A 20814-nucleotide genomic window follows, 5' to 3' on the forward strand; every position below is an offset into this window, starting at 1 on the left:
AAAGGTTTGCTATTTTTGGGTTTTGGTTACCCTGACATTTAAGGTTAATACGAAAAACATCAGAAATATAGGCTATTGAATGAGATATTAGAGACATGCATACTCTATACAAATCTAGCTAATATGAGTATGAGGAAGATTATCGTCAATGAAAAGAATTGGAATATCCAAAAGGGTTGTTCCTATAACAATCGTTCTAGGAAACATTCTAATGACCAATTATCCTAATCCTCTTTGACTAGTATAAATCAATCCCAGGCTGTTACAGTGGAATTTCCGCTAGAATATTTGGCAAGATAAAATTCGGCTTGATCACCATCGACATAATTACCGATATTTTTAAAGACATGACAGCCATTTGAATCAAAATCATTACTATCTGTACCTGCTGTTTTAAAGTAGGTACCTTTAATACCATTAGATATTACTTCATCATCTGGATTATACGGATCTTCTTCAAATAACTGATAATAGCCTGGTTGACTATTAGAACTGAGACACATTTTAAAATCGCCTCCACCTGATAGAAAGATCTTACTTTGATTGGTAAATTCATCGCTTCCTAGAGAATCCCAATCACCGCTACCATATTGCGGAACAGTATTTGCAAATACAGAAGAAGGGACGAATAACACAACAATTAATGACATGACCAACATTTTAATTTTCTTCATAATTACCTCTCTTTTTTAATGTTTTTATATTTTGATATTTCTAAAAATTTTAACATATTATACATATCCTTTCATGAGAGGTTATACCTGATTTTTTCTATTTGTTGTTTTGTAATAAAAGACTTGTCATTCTGTGAATTTGGTTACCTTGACATTTAAGGATAATGCGAAAAACATCAGAAATATAGGTTATTGAACGAGATATTAGAGACATACATACTTATACAAATTCAGTTAACATAATGTGTCTTTTCCTTTAGGTATACTCTTACGAATGCGCCACAGTCATTTATTTAGAATATATAAATTTCAATTTCATATGAAAAAGAATTAGCTCTGGGGCAAAAGCTTCAGAACCATTATAAGTAATCTCTAAATCTTGGACATACTGGGACTATTACTCTAAAAAAGGTGTATGGATCGGTATGGAAAAGGAAAATTTGTTCAAAAGGAAGCTCTATCAGCCTGGTATTATGTTATTAAAGGTTAGATGGTACCTACGATACGACTTGAGCTTTCGTAGTTCGATGGAAATGATGGAGAATCTGGCTACCTTGAAGTTTTTGTACCAGAACAAATTTTTATTAACTGCTCATGGTAAAATGTAATTTGAAATATATAAATATGGGGTGCGAAAAGATATACACATATTTTTACTTCTTATACGATGGGGTAAATCATAAAAGTTCTTGTGTTGTCAATGAGTAAGCACTTGTTATTTGGAGGAGGTATAGTTATGGTTTTAAGTGTATTCAAAACGTACAGATCATCTCTTATTCTGCTTGTCGCCATTTTAATTGGGGGGATAGCTGGATATGCTGTCGGGCCAGACGTAGCAGTTGTGAAGCCCTTTGGAGATTTATTTCTTAATTTAATGTTCATGATTATTGTGCCACTTGTTTTTTTCAGTGTCGCTTCTGCGATTGCAAACATGAACGAAATGAAACGCCTTGGTAAAATTATGCTAGGTATTGCTGTTGTCTTCATCACTACTGCTGCTATTTCAGCGGTTTTAGGATTTATAGGAGCATCTCTTTATAATCCGTTACACAACGTAGATACTTCTGCCATTAAAGAATTAATGGGAGATAGTGAAAATCCAGCAGAGAAAACGACATTTTTAAATCAGCTTGTTAATACGTTTACCGTCCCTGATTTTGTAAATTTATTTTCGAAAGAACATATTTTACAATTAATTGTCTTTGCCATCATCTTCGGTATCGCTACGACGATGGCTGGAGAAAAAGGACAACCTATGGCTAAATTTTTGACTTCTGGTCAAGAAGTATCAATGAAAGTTGTTAAAATTGTCATGTACTATGCTCCAATTGGGTTAGGTTGCTATTTTGCTACTGTCGTAGGAGAGCTAGGTCCAAAAATCTTGCAGGGATATGCTAGGGCATTCATTCTTTACTTACTAATTGCAATTGTTTACTATTTTGGTTTCTTTACTCTATACGCATGGATGGCTGGTGGCAAAGCAGGAATTAAGCTGTTTTGGAAAAATGCAGCTGCTCCATCTATTACAGCTATTGCTACTTGTTCTTCTGCCGCATCTATTCCAGTTAATTTAGATGCAACGAAGAAAATGGGTGTACCGTTAGATATTGCTGAAACGGTTATTCCATTAGGAGCAAACACGCATAAAGATGGTTCTGTTATCGGTGGCATTCTAAAGATTGTTTTCTTATTTAGTCTATTTGGCAAAGATATGACGTCTGCTCCAAGTATTCTCAGTATTTTAGGCGTAGCCTTTTTGGTTGGCGCGGTAATGGGAGCTATTCCTGGAGGCGGGATGATTGGTGAAATGTTAATTATTACGATTTATGGCTTTTCACCAGAAGTGCTGCCAATCATTGCTGTCATTTCAACGATTATTGATGCTCCTGCGACACTGCTAAATAGTACGGGAAATACAGTAACAGCAATGCTTGTTACACGTTTTACAGAAGGTAAAGATTGGATTAATAAAATCAGGAATAATAATAGAGTCGCCTAAATGAAAAGGCAGGGAAAAAAGATTACTATCTGTTTTTCCTGCTTTTTGTTTTAAATAATAATCAATAAATGGAATAGTTCCTCTTTAGATACTGCACCAGAACCTTATAACACATATGTAAAAGTAGCTACAAATGCTTTGTAATAAGGTGTAAACACTAGTTAATATAAAATATGTTTGGGGAAGATATAAAACAAAGGTGGCTTTTATAAAAGCCACCTTTGTTTAAATTCTATATTTCTAGTGAGGAGTTTTTGTAGCAATACTGTTTGTCATATTATGTTCTAACATAGCTACATGCTTGGTTTTAGTAAAAAGTAGCCCACAAATGGCAATGACTAATTGTGTACCAATTAATACATAAAAGCCAGATGAAATATTGTCGTTTCCATTTAAGCTAATAATGTAGCCCATGATAGCCGGGATAAAGGCGGAGACGAAGTTCCCAAGTCCGTTGAGTATTCCATATGTACTTCCTACACTTGTGGGATCAGATAAATGTTGAACCAATGTTGGAATGGCAGCTCCTTGAATTCCCCAAAAACCATTGGCTAGTATAAGTCCTAAAATAATTATGATTATGTTGTTCGATGTGATCGTTAAGATGATGGACAAAGCAGTAGACAATCCGCCAACAAAAAATATCATGGTCATTTTTGTGTTGGCAATCCGATCAATAATATATCCACCCAAAAATTTGGATAAAATACTAAAGATGAATGGTAAAGAAGAGACAATGCCCATCTGTTTAATGGAAAAACCTTTTTCATCTAATAAATATGCTGGTAACCATGAACTGCTTCCCCATAGATAACTTAGTGTAGCGATTTCGATGATGAGTACCCATATAAGCCCTGGTGTTTTCAACGCGGTAGTAAAAGTATTAGTTAACTGCTTGACAGATTTTTTACCCTTATTCTGATGTTGTTTAGATGGTTGAATGAAAAATAAAATGAGTGGTAGCCCAATTAATATATTAAGAGCACTTAATATATAGAAAGATGATACCCAACTAAATTGATAAATTAGAAAAGTGACAATGGGAAATCCAATGGATAGACCGATAGAGACCCCCATTGAACTAACTGCATTTGGCTTTCCTCTTTCATGGGAGTTAAAGTGTTCATTAATGTACATCGTTTTTAAAGAGAAAAGAGGTCCTTCGCTCCCCCCTAGAATAGCTCTGAAAATCAGTAAAATAAATATCGAACCTGCAAGAGGTGAGATTGCAGTGAAAATAGCCCATAAAAGAATGCTAAGAATCAATCCGCGGCGATATCCTAAAAAAGTTTCAAAAATTGGTGTTATAAAAAAAGCTGACAATCCGTAGCCTATTAAAAAAATCGTCATCAATTGACCTTGCAGAATTCTATCGTCGTGGAGTTCAAATGCTCTTAAAAAATCATTATTCGTGATTAAAACAGAAACGTTTATTCGATCAATGTAGGCAATAATAACAATCATTAATAGTGCTAAAACTCCTAACCATCTCTTTTGTAATGAAATCTTCTTCATTAAAATCCTCCTCTTAAATTGTGTCATCAATAAATCTTTATTCACATTTCTCTATGTTGTTTTATATATAAAACTATGTTTTATTTATTTAATATATAATAGAATATTCAGAAAGTATAGCCAATAAAATTCTGGTGTAAAGTTTACATTTATTTGGAAGAGGTATGTAGGTTAAATCCTTGTTTTTCTTATTGAATTAAAGGGGCAGGGAAGTTTAATAAAGGAATGAATTTTATGGTAAATTTAAATAGAAATAAGTAAGGTTTTTGTTTACAATAGCAGATTTAGACAAGCATAAGCAGAGATATGTTATTGAAGGAGATTATTAGAGGGAAGAAAGGGGCGGTTAGATGAATTTTAATATGAAAGAAGCTACTGAGATTTTAGAGCGTACACCACAAACGTTAGAATATTTTTTATCTAATGTATCTGAAGGATGGTTGCAATGCAATGAAGGTGAAGGCACGTGGAATGTCTCAGAAGTAATTGAGCATCTCATTGAGGGAGAGAAAAATAATTGGATACCAAGGTTAGAAATAATTCTTCAGGAAGGGGAGAATAAACCATTTCCTCCCTTTGATCGATATTCACATTTAAACGAAAGGTCCGACAGATCGATTGAACAAAAACTGTTTGAATTTAAAGCGATTAGAATACAAAATATAACCAGACTTAATGGGCTTATTGAATCTCCCTTGTATCTTGAAAGAACGGGATTACACCCTGAGTTTGGTATAGTGAAGTTAAAAGAATTACTTTCTACGTGGGTTGTTCATGATTTAACGCACATTGCTCAAATTGTACGGGTAATGGCTGAGAGATACAGGGCAGACGTTGGGCCTTGGAAAGAATATTTGGGTATATTGAAGAGGTAATGATGACAGGAGAAAAAGTTAACTTCTATAAATAAAATTCTCACTTCACATAATTTGAGTTATCAGAAGAAATTAAATAACCTGAGTCCATATGAATATAGAACTCAGGTCGCTTAGGGGTGCTTTTTACTACTGTCTACTTGACAGGGGTCACTTCACTCAGTGACAACGAGTTTGCGCTTTTTCTTTTTGTTTATATATACTTTTACAGACGAGTAGTGAAACATTATTTATATGACCAAAACATGAAGTTTAGAAAGAGTTGCATATTTTGCGCTAGTATCCGTAAACCTATTATTAGAATATTGTCTATTCTCCTACGTATCGGTTTGCCCAAGCTTTTGATATATTTACTCAACTTTTCTCGTATGAACAAGTTCAAACATTAGATTCAATGGAACCGGCGTCTTTTAAGTGCTCATCTAGTATTGCATAGTCGCCGTGTTTATACGCTTTTAATCCTTCCTGAATGTCTCATTTACTTCTAACTCTTTTACAGTTTCTCCTTCAATTAACACTGGTTGATAATAGGTTTCTTTTGGCAAATTTTTTCTTCCTTGTAGCTTCTTAATGACCCAATCAGCTGCATCGCGTCCCATTTGTTCTTGGGGATGGGTCAATGTCGTTAGGTTGATATTCGCATTTTTGGAAATATAAGAATTGTCCTGGCCAATAATTGATAGTTTTTCTGGAACAGAAATATCAAGTTGTCTGCATACATTTGCTACTTCCAATCCTACTTCGTCGTTATAGCAAACAATTGCAGTCAACACGTCTCTATTTTCATTTAGGAATTCCTTCAAGTTAGTATATAAGTCCAGCTTTGTCTCTGTATCGAACGAAAGCACTTGCTCTGGCTGAAATCGTAATTTGGCTTCTCCAAGCGCTTTTATATATCCCTTCATTCGATACTTTCCTTGTAAATCATCCATCTTTGAAATGAGTCCAATTTGTGTGTGTCCTTTCGAAATCAACTCTTTTGTTGCAAGATAGCTAGACTGCACATCATCAAGACAAAAGAAAGGAACATCTAATTCTTCATAATGAGCATTGATCATTATGAAAGGAACATCTTGTTCTTTGAACGATAGGTAGTAAGAAATATTGGGATTGTATAGGTTGCTTTTCGTAGGTTCAACAATCAAACCATCCACGCCAAATGACAACATCATTTCCAAAGCTTTTTTTTCTTGTTCGACATCATTATTTGTACTAGCTAATAGTAGCGAATAATTATCCTCATTCAATCTCCCTTCAATTCCACGAATAATAGAAGGGAAAATATAATCAGAAATGTAGGTCGTGATTACACCGATTATTTTACTATTGGAATTTCCACCAGACTTGGATTGGTATTGGTTACTAACATAAGTGCCAGATCCTTTTTCACTTCTTAAGAATCCCTCTGTCGATAGTTCTGAAATGGCCTTTCGAACAGTGTGTCGGCTAACTTTGTACTTTTCTTGAATGGAGGATTCAGTAGGGATTTTTTCTCCTACGTTGTAATCGCCTGAAAGAATTTTACTTTTTATATTATCAATGATGACCTGATACTTTGGTTTCATTAAACTCACTTCCTTTATAGTTATTTGCGTTCAAATTTATTCGCTTGAGATATTTATACGTACATATTTTAACGTAGTTTTGAATGTTTTAAAAGATTTTACCTTATTTTCATATAAATCACCAAACAATTATATTTTTTTATTTGGGTTTTATGTAATGATAATCCCTTTTGTTAAAGGATTTAAAGGGGATTTGTGGTAGGATTTTCTTTATGATATTTGTAAGTATGTATAATATTTATATTGACAAATGTACGTACAAAAAATATACTGAGGTTGTTAATAAAATTAAGCGAAAAGGAAAGCGCTTCCTTTCAATTATAGATATTGAAACCGCTGTCAGGGGAGGGATTAACGTGAAAACGAATCGAGTACACATTAAACAAGCGATTACTAAGGGAGAAACTTCACTTGGAATTGAATTCGGATCTACACGTATCAAAGCAGTGTTAATTGATAATCGTTTTGAAACAATCGCATCTGGGAGTTATGAATGGGAAAACCTCTTGGAAGATGGATTTTGGACGTATAACTTATTGGATATTATCACTGGTTTGCAAGCAGCTTATAGTGAAATGAAGCAAGAAGTTGAACGAAATTATGGAATCACAATTCGAACAATTGGTTCTATTGGATTTTCTGCCATGATGCACGGATATATGGCTTTTGACCACACTGGTGAGCTACTTGTTCCATTTCGGACTTGGCGTAATGCAACAACAAGTGTTGCAGCAAAGGAATTAACTGATAAATTCCAATTCAATATCCCTGAACGATGGAGTATTGCTCACCTTTACCAGGAAATACTAAACGAAGAAAAACATTTACCTCGTATTGATCTTATTACAACTTTAGCTGGATATATTCATTGGTTATTGACTGGTAATAAAGCAATTGGCATTGGAGATGCTTCAGGCATGTTCCCAATTGATGAATCAACGCAGGATTACAATGAATTGATGGTGGAGCAGTTTGATGAACTAATTGCGAACAAAGGTTATCCTTGGAAGCTAAAAGATATTCTTCCTAAAGTTTATGTCTCAGGCGAGCAAGCAGGGGAATTAACCGAAATTGGAGCGAAAATTTTGGATAAATCACAAAACTTACAACCAGGCATCCCACTTTGTCCGCCAGAAGGTGATGCTGGAACAGGGATGGTTGCTACGAATAGTGTGAGAAAACGTACTGGAAACGTCTCAGTAGGAACTTCAGTTTTTGCAATGATTGTATTAGAGAAAGAACTTTCAAAAGTATACCCAGAAATCGATTTGGTAACTACACCAAACGGTAGTCCAGTTGGAATGGTTCATGCGAATAACTGTTCAAGCGATCTCAATGCTTGGCTGGGATTGTTCCGTGAATTTTCTGAGGCAATGGGACAAAAGGTTGAAATGAATAAATTATTCCATGTGCTGTTAAATAAAGCTTTGGAAGCCGATCCAGATGGTGGTGGTTTACTTAGCTACGGGTATTTCTCAGGTGAAAATATCACTGGATTAGAAAAAGGCCGACCATTATTTGTTCGCTCACCTGAAAGTAATTTCAATTTAGCAAACTTCATGCGGACTCATCTTTTTACTGCTTTTGGTGCTTTGAAAATTGGAATGGATATTTTAAAAGATAAAGAGAATGTCGCAATTGATAGCATTTTAGCTCATGGTGGTTTATTTAAAACCCCTGTTGTTGGACAAAAAATTGTTGCAGCTGCAATGAATGCTCCTGTTTCGATTATGGCAACAGCCGGAGAAGGCGGTGCGTGGGGAATTGCTATTCTTGCTTCTTACATGATGAACAAAGATCAAAGAGAAAGCTTAGAAGACTTCCTTGACAAAAAAGTCTTTGAAGGGGTTGATAGACAAGAAATTTATCCTGATAGATTTGATGTTAAAGGATTTGAAGAATTTATCGAACGATACAAAAAAGGTTTAGCGGTTGAACAGGCTGCTGTAGATAATTTAATTTTATGAATGGAAAACGGGAGGGATTGATGTGTTAGAACAACTGAAAGAAGAAGTGTTTCAAGCAAATTTGGACTTACCTAAACATGGACTCGTGAAATACACATGGGGAAATGCAAGCGCTATTGATCGTGAAAGCGGTTTATTTGTTATCAAACCTAGTGGTGTTGATTATGAAACGATGAAAGCTAGTGATATGATCGTTGTTGATTTAGATGGCAATGTTGTAGAAGGAGAGTTGAACCCTTCATCAGATACACCGACTCACGCAGTACTTTATAAGCATTACCCAGAAATCGGTGGCATTGTGCACACCCATTCAACTTGGGCAACAATCTGGGCTCAAGCAGGCCTTGATGTTCCAGCGATGGGGACCACTCATGCGGACACATTTTATGGTTCTGTACCATGTGCGCGCTTCTTGACACAGGAGGAAATTAATCGCGGTTACGAAGTGGAAACGGGTAATGTAATCATCGAAACATTTGAAGAGCGTGGGTTAGATATTTTAGCAGTTCCGGGTGTCTTACTTCATGGTCATGGTCCATTTACTTGGGGCAAAGATGCAAAATCAGCGGTAATAAATAGTGTGGTATTAGATGAGATTGCGAAAATGAATTTATTTGCACGAGAACTAAATCATTTTGCTGAAGAATTACCACAACGTATTTTAGATAAACACTATTTACGAAAGCATGGGAAAAATGCCTATTATGGGCAAAAGTAATGCAAACTATTAAAATATCAAACTATCAAATTAAGAAAAGAGGGTTATTATGTTAACAACAGAAAAAAAAGAATTTTGGTTTGTTGTAGGTTCACAACATCTTTATGGGGAAGAAGCGTTAGCAGAAGTCAAAGCACACGCACAAACAATGACAGATGCATTAAATGAAAGCGGTGTTTTACCTTACCGACTTGTATTGCAAGATTTAGCTGTTAGTGCAGATAAAATCACAAGCATCATGAAAGAAATCAACTATCGTGACGAGGTTGCCGGTGTTATCACTTGGATGCATACTTTCTCGCCTGCGAAAATGTGGATTCGCGGAACAAAATTATTACAAAAACCATTACTTCATTTAGCAACACAATTCAATGAAAGTATTCCTTGGACAACGATTGATATGGACTTCATGAACCTAAATCAATCCGCTCATGGTGATCGTGAATACGGGTTTATCAATGCTCGTTTGAACAAACAAAATAAAGTTGTCGTAGGTTACTGGAAACGAGCTGAAGTGCAACAGCAAATTGCAGATTGGATGGACGTAGCGGTTGCTTATAACGAAAGCTTCAACATTAAAGTCGCTCGCTTTGGTGACAACATGCGTAACGTTGGAGTCACTGAAGGGGATAAGATTGAGGCGCAAATTCAATTTGGATGGACAGTTGATTATTTTGGTATTGGAGATCTTGTTCAATACGTGAATGCTGTTAAGGACGAAGAAATTGATGATTTATTGGCAGAATATGCAGATCTTTATGAATTTGATTATGGTACTTACAGTAAGGAAGATTGGGAGAAGAGCGTAAAAGTACAAGCAAGCTATGAAATCGCCATTAAACGTTTCCTTGATGATGGTGGTTATAATGCTTTCACAACTAACTTCGAAGTTTTATATGGTATGAAACAGCTTCCTGGTCTTGCAGTCCAACGTTTGATGGCACAAGGATATGGCTTTGCTGGTGAAGGAGATTGGAAGACTGCAGCGATTGATCGCTTACTCAAAGTGATGAGCCATAACCAATCAACTGGCTTTATGGAAGATTACACATATGAATTAGCTGCTGGTCAAGAGTCAGTCCTTCAATCACATATGCTTGAAGTAGACCCAACTTTAGCAAGTAACAAACCAAAAATTATCGTATCTCCATTAGGTATTGGCGATCGTGAAGATCCAGCACGTTTAGTATTCGACGGTAAAGCAGGGGACGGCGTGGTTGTTTCAATGGCTGACTTCGGCACTCATTACAAACTTTTGATTAACGAAGTTTCTTTATTTGAGCCAACTGTTCCAGCACCAAAACTTCCAGTAGCTCGTGTGCTTTGGGACATTAAGCCAAACTTCCAAGATGGAGTTAAAGCTTGGATTGAGAATGGTGGCGGTCACCATACAGTTGTTTCATTAAATTTAACAACAGACCAAATTATCACTTATGCAAAACTTGTTGACTTAGAATACGTAGTTATTAAGTAATGTCTCTACCCTCCGAGGAAGTTTTGCTTCCTTGGAGGTGAAATATATATAAGGAAGAGAATAATGGATCAATTTTACCTTGCTAAATTTGAAGAATAGACATGAGAACCATTAGCGGGCTAATCAATTTATAAACCTCTTATTCATAGGAGTGAGTGTATTTTTTAGGAAAAATGAAAGCGCTTATAAAGTCAAAAGGAAACTATGTGATTTATGAGGAAACTCAGAAAACGTAAAGGAGAAATATTATCATGAGTAAAGTATCAAGTAAATTTATCTTCTTCTTTGGCTCATTTGCTGGTATCTTGTTTGGTTATGATATTGGGATTATTGCTGGTGCTGAAGGGCATATCCAGCAAGATTTTAATTTGAGTCCATTATGGTTAGGGATTGTTGTATCTTCTTTAATGGGTGGAGCTATCATTGGATCAATTTTAAGTGGTTTATTAGGGGACAAATTTGGTCGTAGAAAATTAATCCTGATTGCCTCTCTGATTTTCTTAGTAGGTGCGCTTGGTTCGGCGATTGCACCAGATAAAATCACTTTGACGATTGCTCGTATCTTCTTAGGGGTAGCAGTCGGTACAGCGTCTTCTTTAGTTCCTGCATACATGTCTGAAATAGCACCAGCGAATATTCGTGGGAAACTTTCAGGTTTGAACCAATTAATGATTGTAATTGGATTGTTGTTAAGTTATATCGTGGCTTTCATTTTTGAGCCAATTCCAAACAGTTGGAGATTAATGCTCGGTAGTGCTGGTATTTTTGCTATCGTATTATACTTTGGTGTGCTCAAACTTCCAGAATCACCTCGTTACTTAATTAAAAATGGTATGGCAGATAAAGCACGTGAAGTATTAGCTTCTCTTCGCAATTCAAAAGACGAAGTGGATGCTGAAATTTTAGAGATTAAAGATGTTGCCAAACATGAAAAGTCTGGTATTGGCCAATTATTCCACAAGAAATTCCGCATGGCTTTAATTATCGGAGTTGGGATGGCGACTTTCCAACAAATTCAAGGAGCAAACTCAATCGTTTATTATGCCACAAGTATTGCACGCAAAGCTGGTTTAGCACCGCAAGTAGCTGCTGGATTTACTGTTATTGTTGGTGTGATTTTCGTGGTGACAACCATTATTTTCTTACAATTTGTTGATAAATATAATCGCCGTACAATTCTTACTGTTGGTGGTGCAGGTATGGCTCTTTCATTCTTTGCACCAGCAATTCTTGGAGCGTTAGGAATGAATGAAAGCGTACTCAACTGGGTAACGTTAATCGCACTTTGCTGCTTTATCCTTTGTTATTCGTTTTCTTGGGCACCACTTACTTGGATTATCGTAGGGGAAATCTTCCCACTTTCTGTACGTGGAATCGGTGCTGGCATTTCATCTGCCTTCAACTGGACAGGTTCACTTGTCGTAGGACTTGTTTTCCCGATTCTTGCTGATATGTTTAGTTTAGGAGTCATCTTCTCATCTTTCGGCATCATTTGTATTTTAGGATTACTCTTCGTGCGTTTTGTAGTTGTAGAAACGAAAGGGCGTAGCTTAGAACAAATCGAAACAGAGATGGCAGCTCGTTCTGAAAAAAGAATTAGTTAAGGTAACGGAAGTGTAATAAGTATAGTGAAGCAGGATCAAGCGTAGGTGGGGGCAAATATATGGAGCTAAGTGGCATAATGGTCTCCATCGATACATTCGGTGCTTCAGTTCACGGAAATATTGTTTACGAAAAAGTTGGTTTCACAGCTGAAAATGTCATTGCAAAATATAAAGAATTAGTTTGATTGGTGGTTCCCACTATGAAATCAAAGGAGCATGCAACATGCTCCTTTGATTTCTTTCTTAAAAATGTTCGAAACGTTCTGTTTTGACCTTTGTTTAGCAGAATTACTGAAGAATTTAATTGTGAAAGGGGCGGGGGAAATTGAAATTAACACAAAGTTCATTTGGAGATGAAACCTTACTGTTTACTATTGAAAATGATAATGGAGTGATAGTAGAAGTTACAAACTTTGGTGCAAGAATCGTCAATCTTTTTGTTCCAACGGATTCAGGTCATAAGAACATAGTATTGGGATTTGACTCTATTGACGATTACAAGAAAGAAACATACTGTGGAGCAACAATAGGAAGAGTCGCTGGAAGAATAAAAAATGGTGAATTTTCACTTGGTGAATCACTTTACAAAACGTCTGTAAATCAATCAGGGAATACTTTACACGGTGGAACCCCGGGATTTGATGAGAAAATTTGGAGTTATGAAGTGAATGAGAAGGAGCAAAGCACCTCCATCATCTTTTCAACAAACTCGCCCCATAATGAGAATGGTTTTCCAGGGAATTTAGAAGTAAGTGTAACTTATACATTAGACAACTTAAATATCTGGTCAGTGAGCTATCAAGCCAAAAGTGATAAAGATACAATTTTTAATCCGACAAATCACGTTTATTTTAATTTAACAGGACATCCAAGTAAACCAATTGATGATCATTCTTTACAAATATGTTCAGAAGAATTTGCGCCAGTAAATACAGATACCACTGTAACTGGTGAAAAACGAAGCGTAATTGAAACGCCTTATGATTTTCGAACTCCGAAAAAATTAAAATCAACCTTTGAATCCATTGATGCAGAAGTGAAAAAGGTTCAAGGGATAGATCATCCATTCTTCCTTACCTGCGCAGAACTTGATCAAATAGCAGCGAAATTAATTAGTCCTGACGGGAAAATAAAAGTTGAGGTATACACAGAAGAGCCTGCGATAGTCGTTTATACTGCGAATATTGTGGAAGGTGTACCACTTATGCACGGAGAAAAATTAATTCAACACGGTGGAATAACATTTGAAACCCAAGTTGCTCCAGGAGCAATCGAATTTGAAGATTTTGGAGACATTATTCTTCTTGCAGATGAAAATTACGCTTCCCAAACAAAATACAAAATCATTTTTTAGGGATGTAGCTATGGAAATATGGAAGAGAAATTTCCAAAATATTACGCCGTAGATTTTTTGATTCTAATTTGACTTTAGTTAATTCAAAACTTGAGGTACCATCTGAGAACATTGAGGCTCTAAAAGTAGAAGAAACTCGCAAATAGTAGGAGAATGGTGTACAGTATTAATGGCTTTTAGAAGAAATAAATAAGGCCTCATTATTATAAGATGGAACCACTACATCAAGAAGAAAACTTTTTTTTCATTGGTGTTTTTTTTGTTTTTAAAATATATGTAGTATACAAAATTAGTTTATATAATGTTCGTTTATCGGCATCTATGTTTATATAGGCAAAAGGCATTTAAGAATCATCTTAAATGCCTTTTGCAATCTTCATCATCAGCTTTATATCTTTTTTAAGTGCTTGCACCAGAACCTATCTTCTTGTTCTCATCTAACGGTTTGTTCCATTTTTCTTCTACTGAAGGTTGAACTTTTTTTATGAAAAACGCTAAAATCACTCCAATAAGGGAAAGAACTGTAATAACGATGAAGGCAACATTTATACCATGAATCAAAGGATTTAGGATCTTAGCCTGTTGTGAAGCATGTTGTGCCGTTGTTGTCATTACCGTCACGATAAGAGCTGTTCCAATAGATGCAGCAATCTGACGCATTGTATTACTCATCGCTGCACCATGTGCAAGCAAGCGTTTCGGAAGTTGATTTAAACCTGCTGTTGTAGCTGGCATCATCACCATAGATAAGCCAAACATTCGAACTGCATACATAATTGTTATGTATGCAAACGATGTAGTGGGGTTGAGATTTGAAAAGGCCAAGGTTGAGAACGTAATAATAACTAATCCTGTAATGACTAACCACCTCGCCCCGATTTTATCAAAAATACGGCCAGTAATAGGGGACATAAAGCCCATGACAAGAGCCCCCGGTAATAAGGCTAATCCAGCTTCCATTGCAGTAAAATTACGCATATTTTGCATATAAAGCGGGATTAATGTTTCCACGCCGATCAATCCCATAAAACCAATCATCCCAAGAATAGTCGTCAGTGTAAAGATAAAAGATTTAAATACTCGGAATTCAAGCATAGGGTGGTTCATTCTCATTTGGCGGAGAACAAATAGACAGAGACTGATTATTCCTACTCCTAAAGTGATAATAGTCAATACGTCTGTCCAACCGTTATTACCTGCACTGGTAAATCCATAAAGTAAGCCTCCAAAACCAAATGAGGATAATATAATAGAGAATATATCAATTTTTGGATAGGTCAATTCTGTAACATTTTTCATGGCGATAATGGCTATAATTACATCTAATAAGGCAATAGGTAAAATGATAAAAAATAAAATGCGCCAAGAATAGTTAGCAATTATCCATCCGGAAAGTGCTGGCCCAATGGCAGGGGCAAAAGATATCACTAGGCCAACCAATCCCATGGCTGTTCCTCGCTTATTAACAGGAAAAATTAATAAAAATACGGTTTGCATCAGTGGTAATAGAATACCAGCGCCAATCGACTGAATGATCCTGCCCAGTAGTAAGATTTCAAAGGTTGGAGCAACCCCTCCAATCAGGGTCCCAACAATAAACGTACTCATAGCAGAAATAAAAAGTTGTCTTGTTGAAAAACGCTCAAGTAGAAAGGCACTAACTGGAATCATTACACCGCTGACGAGCATAAAGACCGTTGTTAGCCATTGTGCTGTATTCGCACTAATCTTCATTTCTTCCATAATCGGAGGAATGGCCGTTATCATAAGCGTCTGATTTAAAATGGCGATAAATGTGCCTGTCATAAGCAGGATAACAATTGATTTTTTATTATAATATTGAGATGTCATTCTTTTTCTTTTCTCCATTTCTTCCCTAATAAAATTCAAGGAGCTTTAAATATTTTATACTTTCTAACATTATCATGATACTACTATTTCTATCTATATAAATGAGCAAAATTTATTTGAAGCCTGGACCTTAATATATTAAATACAGTTTTGTTGTAAAAATTGTTACCTAGAAACGTAGAGAATCCGTTTCCTTTAAGTAGTTAGCTTATGAAAGTAATCCAAACAGTTGATGGATGAATCCTTTTGGATTTTGNNGTAACAACGAGTTTGCGCTTTATCTTTTTCCTTAAGTATCTTTTTTTATAGAATATTAGAAAGGTAAGGTTTTTAAAATAGAGCATAAAAAATCAAGTATTTTAAAATAATAAATAAAGGTAATTAATTAAAAATATTTGATTAAATTAATTAATTGCGTTACTATTAATAACGTAGTGACAATAAATTACTAACTACACTGATGTTTTTATATTATAATGCTATATCTTTTTTACGTTCACGTCAATGTTATGGTGGAATAAGGATTTTAAGGTTGGATTAGTAAAATAGCTTACAAACCCTAAATTAAAACAGTTTGTCACAGACTTGACACATTTCATTTTCAGGAGTATAGTGGGTTTGTTGTTTTTTATATCTAGTATATCGTTGTACTAAATTTATCTCTTTGTGGAATGCCAAACTTATAACACTTAATTATTGGTAAAGGTATACAGTTCTACTTACCTTATATCATGCTGATATACTCAGTCCCCTAAATGGTCACTGTAAGGATGAAATACTATTTTTAGTAGAACGATATACTAAGTTTTTATATCTAGTATATCGTTCTACTAAATTTATCTCTTTATGGAATGCTAAACTTTCAATACTTAAGTGTTGGTAAAGGTATATCGTTCTACTTACCTTATATCATACCGATATATTCAGTGTCATAAATGAGCATTAACAAGAATGAAATAACATTTTTAGTAGAACGATATACCAATAGTTTAAATGTAAGTTGTATCATCCACCTTGTAGTGTGAATACATTTTTAAAGCTTGTTAATTATAAGAGGAAGGCATTGAAGAAAGCGCTTTAGTTATTGGTATCACTAGCTTTGAAAGAGGTGAGGATATAAAAAGAAGTTGATACCAAAGTGACTTAGGATGTGTAAAAAACAAGAGTTAAAACCTTTGCTAAATAAAGGGTTTTTATATAGGAGTGAAAAAAATGAAAAACCCTTATATCAAATCATCTTTAGGAATGTATATAAACTACTTCATGCTCGGCATGATTAACATTATTATCGCCTCACATATGGAAAATTTATCGGAACGCTACGGTGTAACGGTTGCCCAAATTAGTTTACTTGTAACAGCTATAGGAATTGGTAAATTACTTGCTCTATTTTTTGTTGGTCATCTTGCAGATGATTGGGGGCGCAAACCAGTGATTATTGCAGCCAGTTTTCTTTATTTAGTATTCCTGATAGGAATACCTACGACAACAAGTTATGTACTTGCTTTTGTCTTTTCCATTTCAGCTGGTATTGCTAACTCATTACTTGACTCTGGAACATATCAGGCGTTAACAGAAGCATTTCCAAAAACAGCGAGTTCTGCTTCTGTATTAGTAAAAGCATCTGTAGCAATTGGGGCAACGTTAATGCCATTTATAATGGCATTTTTAGTTGCAAACCATATTTTTTGGGGATGGGCATTCTTTGGAATGGGCTTATTATATCTATTAAATGGTATTTATTTAATTTTCATGCCGTTCCCAAACCATAGATTGGTGTCAACGAAAGGAGGAGATGCGATTCAAACAGACTTTAAAGAACAGCCCAAGTTGCTTGGTAAAGGATTAGCCGTCATCCTAATAGGCTTCACTTCAACAGCATTAATTGTTGTGTGGGAAACATGGTTGCCGCAATTAGGGATCCAACTTATAGGACTTGAATCCAATCAAGCGGTACAATTACTATCTTATTTCAGTATTGGTGCTCTTGTATCCGTACTGTTACTAGCAATTATATTGGATAAGTTTATCTCACCAATTATGGTCGCAATCATTTATCCAATGGGTGCTCTTGTATCCATGCTGATACTGTTTATGGTGAAATCATCTGGCATTGTGTTAGTGAGTACATTCTTGATCGGATTATTCACATCCGGTATTTTACAACTAGCTCTAAGCATTATGATGAAACTTTTCCTTGCAAATAAAGCAATAACATCTTCGTATGTAAATATCGCTTCGAGCTTAGCTTTCATCCTTGTACCTCTTATTATAAGTGGTTTAGTAAGTTCAAGGGGAATTTCAGTGACATTAATATTCGGCATAGTTATCGCGATTATTAGCGTCGGACTTGCAGTATTTGTATTGGGTAGAATCAAAAAGATTTTTGCCTAGTTTACTTAATTTTTAAAAGCAAGTTTATAAAATATTTAAAGGAGATTTTCAACATGACAACAAAAGTACACGAAAAAAACATTGATGGAAAAACAAAATTAGTAGGGTTACTAGCAACACCAATCGGTCATAGTCTTTCACCACGCATGCACAATCTTGGTTATACATTAACTGGTTTAAACTATGCATATCTTGCATTTGAAGTAGGTAATGATGAATTAGAAGCAACAGTGAACGGTTTTAAATCTGCAGGTGTAGCGGGATTTAACGTATCAATGCCAAATAAAATGAAAGTATTAGATTATCTTGATGAGCTAGATGATTCAGCTAAATATGCGAGTGCAAGTAATACGGTAGTTAATCGTGACGGTAAATTAATTGGTTATAATACAGATGGTCTTGGCTATGTGAAAAACTTAATCGAGCACGGTGTAAAACTGGAAGGTCAAAAAGTAACACTTGTTGGTTCAGGTGGCGCTGCAACACCAATTGCTATTCAATTAGCACAATCGGGTATCCGTGAAATCAGTATTTTCGCTCGTAATGATGCGTTCTTCGTTCAAGCGGAAGAAAACGTAAATTATATTAACAATGAAATGAAAGAATTCGGTGTGAAAGCTACGGTCTTTCCATTAGAAGATAAAGAAGCATTTCGCCGTGAAATTGCAGAAAGTTCCATCTTGGCAAATGGTACAAGCCTTGGAATGAAACCATTAGATCATTTAAGTATTATAGATGACACTTTAGATGTACTACGCAAAGACTTAGTCGTAACAGATGTAGTCTATAATCCCCAAAAATCAAAACTTCTATCCCAAGCAGAAGAAGCTGGTGCGAAAGCAATTAACGGTTTAGGGATGATGTTATGGCAAGGTGCTTTAGCATTTAAATTGTTTACAGGTGTTGATATGCCGATCGGACAAGTAAAAGAAATCTTATTTGGAAACGACTAAAAATAAAAAACTACTCTAACAATGTGGGGAATTTTGGAAAAACAAAAGGAGAGATATCCATGACTAAAATTTTAATGTTACACGGTGTAAACCATAATATGTTTGGTAAACGTGATCCTAAACAATACGGCACAATTACATTAGATGAAATTAATGACAATATTGCACAGTTAGCAGAAGAGTTAAAGATTGAAGTAGAAACATTCCAAACAAATCATGAAGGTGAAATGGTTGAAAAAATTCATGAAGCTTTTTTAACAGGTGTAGACGGAGTCGTGCTAAATGCAGGTGCTTGGACACACTACAGCTATGCAATTCGTGATGCTTTAGCCATTTTAACAGTACCAGTAATAGAAATTCATATGTCAAACATCCATTCACGTGAGGCATTCCGTCATCAATCCGTTTTTGCAGAAATTGCAACAGGCCAAATTTCAGGATTTGGTGAAGAAAGTTATTTACTAGGTATTCGTGCAGCAGTAGCAGCTAGTTCTAATAAATAAATATATGATACGGAAATCATGATAAAAGTATGAGAGGAGAGTTGAAGAAAATGAAAAACCCTTATTTGAAAACATCAATAGGGCTTTACCTAAATTATTTTATGCTGGGCATGATTAATATCATCATCGCTTCAAATATGGGTAATTTATCAAGACTATACGATGTCTCTGTTTCCCAAGTTAGTTTGCTTGTATCTGCAATTGGGATAGGGAAGCTTGTGGCGCTCTTTTTCGCCGGAAGACTTTCAGACAAACTCGGACGTAAGCCAATCATTATTGCAGGAGGTTTTCTATACTTACTCTTCTTAATTGGCATGCCGATAACAACTAACTATTATTTAGCATTTGTTTTTGCCATTACAGCAGGAATAGCGAATTCCTTTCTTGATTCTGGCACATACCCAGCGCTCATTGAAGCATTTCCGAAAAATGCAAGCTCGGCATCGGTATTTGTAAAAGCGTTTGTATCAGTTAGCGCGACTATCTTGCCATTTCTGATTTCTTTCCTTTCGGCAAACGGGATCTTCTGGGGATGGTCATTCTTTATCCTTAGTATTCTTTATGCAGTAAGTGCTATTTATCTTATATTTATGCCATTTCCTAAAGTGGATAATGCCGGAGATGATAAATCAGAAGAAAAAGCAGAACTTGCCTCTGAAAAGCAAGTAATGAGGGGAAAACCATCCATGTGGCGGGAAGGTTTAGTTATTATCGTCATTGGTTTTACCTCAACTGCATTATTTGTTGTTTGGCAAACATGGCTGCCAGAACTAGGAGAAGGTTTTATTGGATTAAGCGAAAACACAGCTGTACAGCTGCTCAGCTACTTCAGCATAGGTGCGCTTGTCTCTGTCCTTTTGCTGACTGTTCTTTTGGACAAGTATATCAAACCGATTACGGTATTAATTGTGTACCCAATCATTGCCTTTGCAGCAATGTTGGCTCTTTTCTTTGTTAAATCACATCCTGTTGTGATAGTTTGCACATTTTTGCTCGGTCTATTTACAGCAGGACTATTTCAGTTGGCCTTAACAGTTATAACGGACTTTTTCAGAAAAAACAAAGGAACGACAACGTCTTACGTCAACATCGCAGCAAGTGGAGCATTTATCCTTGTTCCCATTATAACGGGTTCTCTTGTAGACTCTATTGGCATCAGCATGACGCTTGTTTTTGATATGGTGATTGCTGTGCTAAGCGTTGTGTTAGCCCTATATATTTCTTATCGCAGAAAAAAGATTTTTTCTTAAGAGATCAGAACAATTTATTTTAAGAAGATGCATGACTTTATTGGAAAACTTGGAGAAAAACCTATGGGAATAGATGTTCATTGAACTAACGCTCCATTTATTCAATAAGGTTTATATC

At 35.6% G+C, this 20814-nt stretch carries 16 protein-coding genes and 1 pseudogene; 13 read left to right on the forward strand and 4 right to left on the reverse strand.

What is annotated here, in order from left to right:
• Positions 1 to 248: 248 nt before the first annotated feature.
• Positions 249 to 674 (reverse strand): hypothetical protein, encoded by a 426-nt coding sequence (locus MOC86_RS23090; RefSeq protein WP_268586286.1) that lies wholly within the window; start codon positions 672 to 674, stop codon positions 249 to 251.
• Between the two features lie 425 nt (positions 675 to 1099).
• Between MOC86_RS23090 and MOC86_RS23095 the strand changes: the two are divergent.
• Positions 1100 to 1216 (forward strand): annotated as a pseudogene (locus MOC86_RS23095) (IS6 family transposase); the annotation flags it as partial.
• 194 nt (positions 1217 to 1410) lie between these two features.
• A complete protein-coding gene (locus MOC86_RS23100; protein WP_268586287.1) occupies positions 1411 to 2673 on the forward strand; it encodes a dicarboxylate/amino acid:cation symporter in 1263 nt (420 codons plus the stop codon).
• Between the two features lie 240 nt (positions 2674 to 2913).
• On the opposite strand, the gene MOC86_RS23105 is transcribed toward MOC86_RS23100, so the two are convergent.
• Positions 2914 to 4188 (reverse strand): MFS transporter, encoded by a 1275-nt coding sequence (locus tag MOC86_RS23105; RefSeq protein ID WP_268586288.1) that lies wholly within the window; start codon positions 4186 to 4188, stop codon positions 2914 to 2916.
• A gap of 350 nt (positions 4189 to 4538) precedes the next feature.
• On the opposite strand from MOC86_RS23105, the gene MOC86_RS23110 reads away from it, so the two are divergent.
• Positions 4539 to 5063: a DinB family protein gene (locus MOC86_RS23110; RefSeq protein WP_268586289.1), complete on the forward strand. Its 525-nt coding sequence runs from the start codon at positions 4539 to 4541 to the stop codon at positions 5061 to 5063.
• 455 nt (positions 5064 to 5518) lie between these two features.
• Here MOC86_RS23110 and MOC86_RS23115 read toward each other — a convergent pair whose 3' ends face one another.
• Positions 5519 to 6628 (reverse strand): GntR family transcriptional regulator, encoded by a 1110-nt coding sequence (locus MOC86_RS23115; RefSeq protein WP_268586290.1) that lies wholly within the window; start codon positions 6626 to 6628, stop codon positions 5519 to 5521.
• Between the two features lie 356 nt (positions 6629 to 6984).
• On the opposite strand from MOC86_RS23115, the gene MOC86_RS23120 reads away from it, so the two are divergent.
• From MOC86_RS23120 to MOC86_RS23145, 6 genes are all read left to right on the forward strand, one after another.
• Positions 6985 to 8595 (forward strand): xylulokinase, encoded by a 1611-nt coding sequence (locus MOC86_RS23120; protein ID WP_268586291.1) that lies wholly within the window; start codon positions 6985 to 6987, stop codon positions 8593 to 8595.
• A gap of 22 nt (positions 8596 to 8617) precedes the next feature.
• Entirely contained in the window at positions 8618 to 9313 is a 696-nt protein-coding gene (locus MOC86_RS23125; protein WP_268586292.1) for an L-ribulose-5-phosphate 4-epimerase, read from the forward strand.
• Positions 9314 to 9362: 49 nt separating this feature from the next.
• On the forward strand, positions 9363 to 10787 hold the full coding sequence (gene araA, locus MOC86_RS23130; protein WP_268586293.1) for an L-arabinose isomerase: 1425 nt from the start codon (positions 9363 to 9365) through the stop codon (positions 10785 to 10787).
• A gap of 251 nt (positions 10788 to 11038) precedes the next feature.
• Positions 11039 to 12391 carry a sugar porter family MFS transporter gene (locus tag MOC86_RS23135; protein WP_268586294.1) on the forward strand — a complete coding sequence of 451 codons (1353 nt, stop codon included), beginning with the start codon at positions 11039 to 11041 and terminating at the stop codon, positions 12389 to 12391.
• 59 nt (positions 12392 to 12450) lie between these two features.
• On the forward strand, positions 12451 to 12576 hold the full coding sequence (locus MOC86_RS23140) for a hypothetical protein (RefSeq protein ID WP_268586295.1): 126 nt from the start codon (positions 12451 to 12453) through the stop codon (positions 12574 to 12576).
• A gap of 140 nt (positions 12577 to 12716) precedes the next feature.
• Positions 12717 to 13745: an aldose epimerase family protein gene (locus MOC86_RS23145; RefSeq protein WP_268586296.1), complete on the forward strand. Its 1029-nt coding sequence runs from the start codon at positions 12717 to 12719 to the stop codon at positions 13743 to 13745.
• 399 nt (positions 13746 to 14144) lie between these two features.
• Here MOC86_RS23145 and MOC86_RS23150 read toward each other — a convergent pair whose 3' ends face one another.
• Positions 14145 to 15596: an MDR family MFS transporter gene (locus MOC86_RS23150; RefSeq protein WP_268586308.1), complete on the reverse strand. Its 1452-nt coding sequence runs from the start codon at positions 15594 to 15596 to the stop codon at positions 14145 to 14147.
• A 1212-nt stretch (positions 15597 to 16808) separates the two neighbouring features.
• Between MOC86_RS23150 and MOC86_RS23155 the strand changes: the two genes are divergently transcribed.
• From MOC86_RS23155 to MOC86_RS23170, 4 genes are read left to right on the forward strand one after another with little or no spacing between them, the layout of a single operon-like run.
• Positions 16809 to 17990, forward strand: coding sequence for an MFS transporter (locus tag MOC86_RS23155; protein WP_268586297.1), 1182 nt, complete (start codon positions 16809 to 16811; stop codon positions 17988 to 17990).
• 53 nt (positions 17991 to 18043) lie between these two features.
• Positions 18044 to 18943 carry a shikimate dehydrogenase gene (aroE, locus tag MOC86_RS23160; protein ID WP_268586298.1) on the forward strand — a complete coding sequence of 300 codons (900 nt, stop codon included), beginning with the start codon at positions 18044 to 18046 and terminating at the stop codon, positions 18941 to 18943.
• A gap of 59 nt (positions 18944 to 19002) precedes the next feature.
• Complete coding sequence (gene aroQ / locus MOC86_RS23165; RefSeq protein ID WP_268586299.1) at positions 19003 to 19446, forward strand: type II 3-dehydroquinate dehydratase; 444 nt, start codon at positions 19003 to 19005, stop codon at positions 19444 to 19446.
• Between the two features lie 50 nt (positions 19447 to 19496).
• Positions 19497 to 20696 (forward strand): MFS transporter, encoded by a 1200-nt coding sequence (locus tag MOC86_RS23170; RefSeq protein WP_268586300.1) that lies wholly within the window; start codon positions 19497 to 19499, stop codon positions 20694 to 20696.
• Positions 20697 to 20814: the final 118 nt, after the last annotated feature.

Source organism: Priestia endophytica, from assembly GCF_026790145.1.
In the GTDB taxonomy this organism is placed as follows: domain Bacteria; phylum Bacillota; class Bacilli; order Bacillales; family Bacillaceae_H; genus Bacillus_I; species Bacillus_I endophytica_A.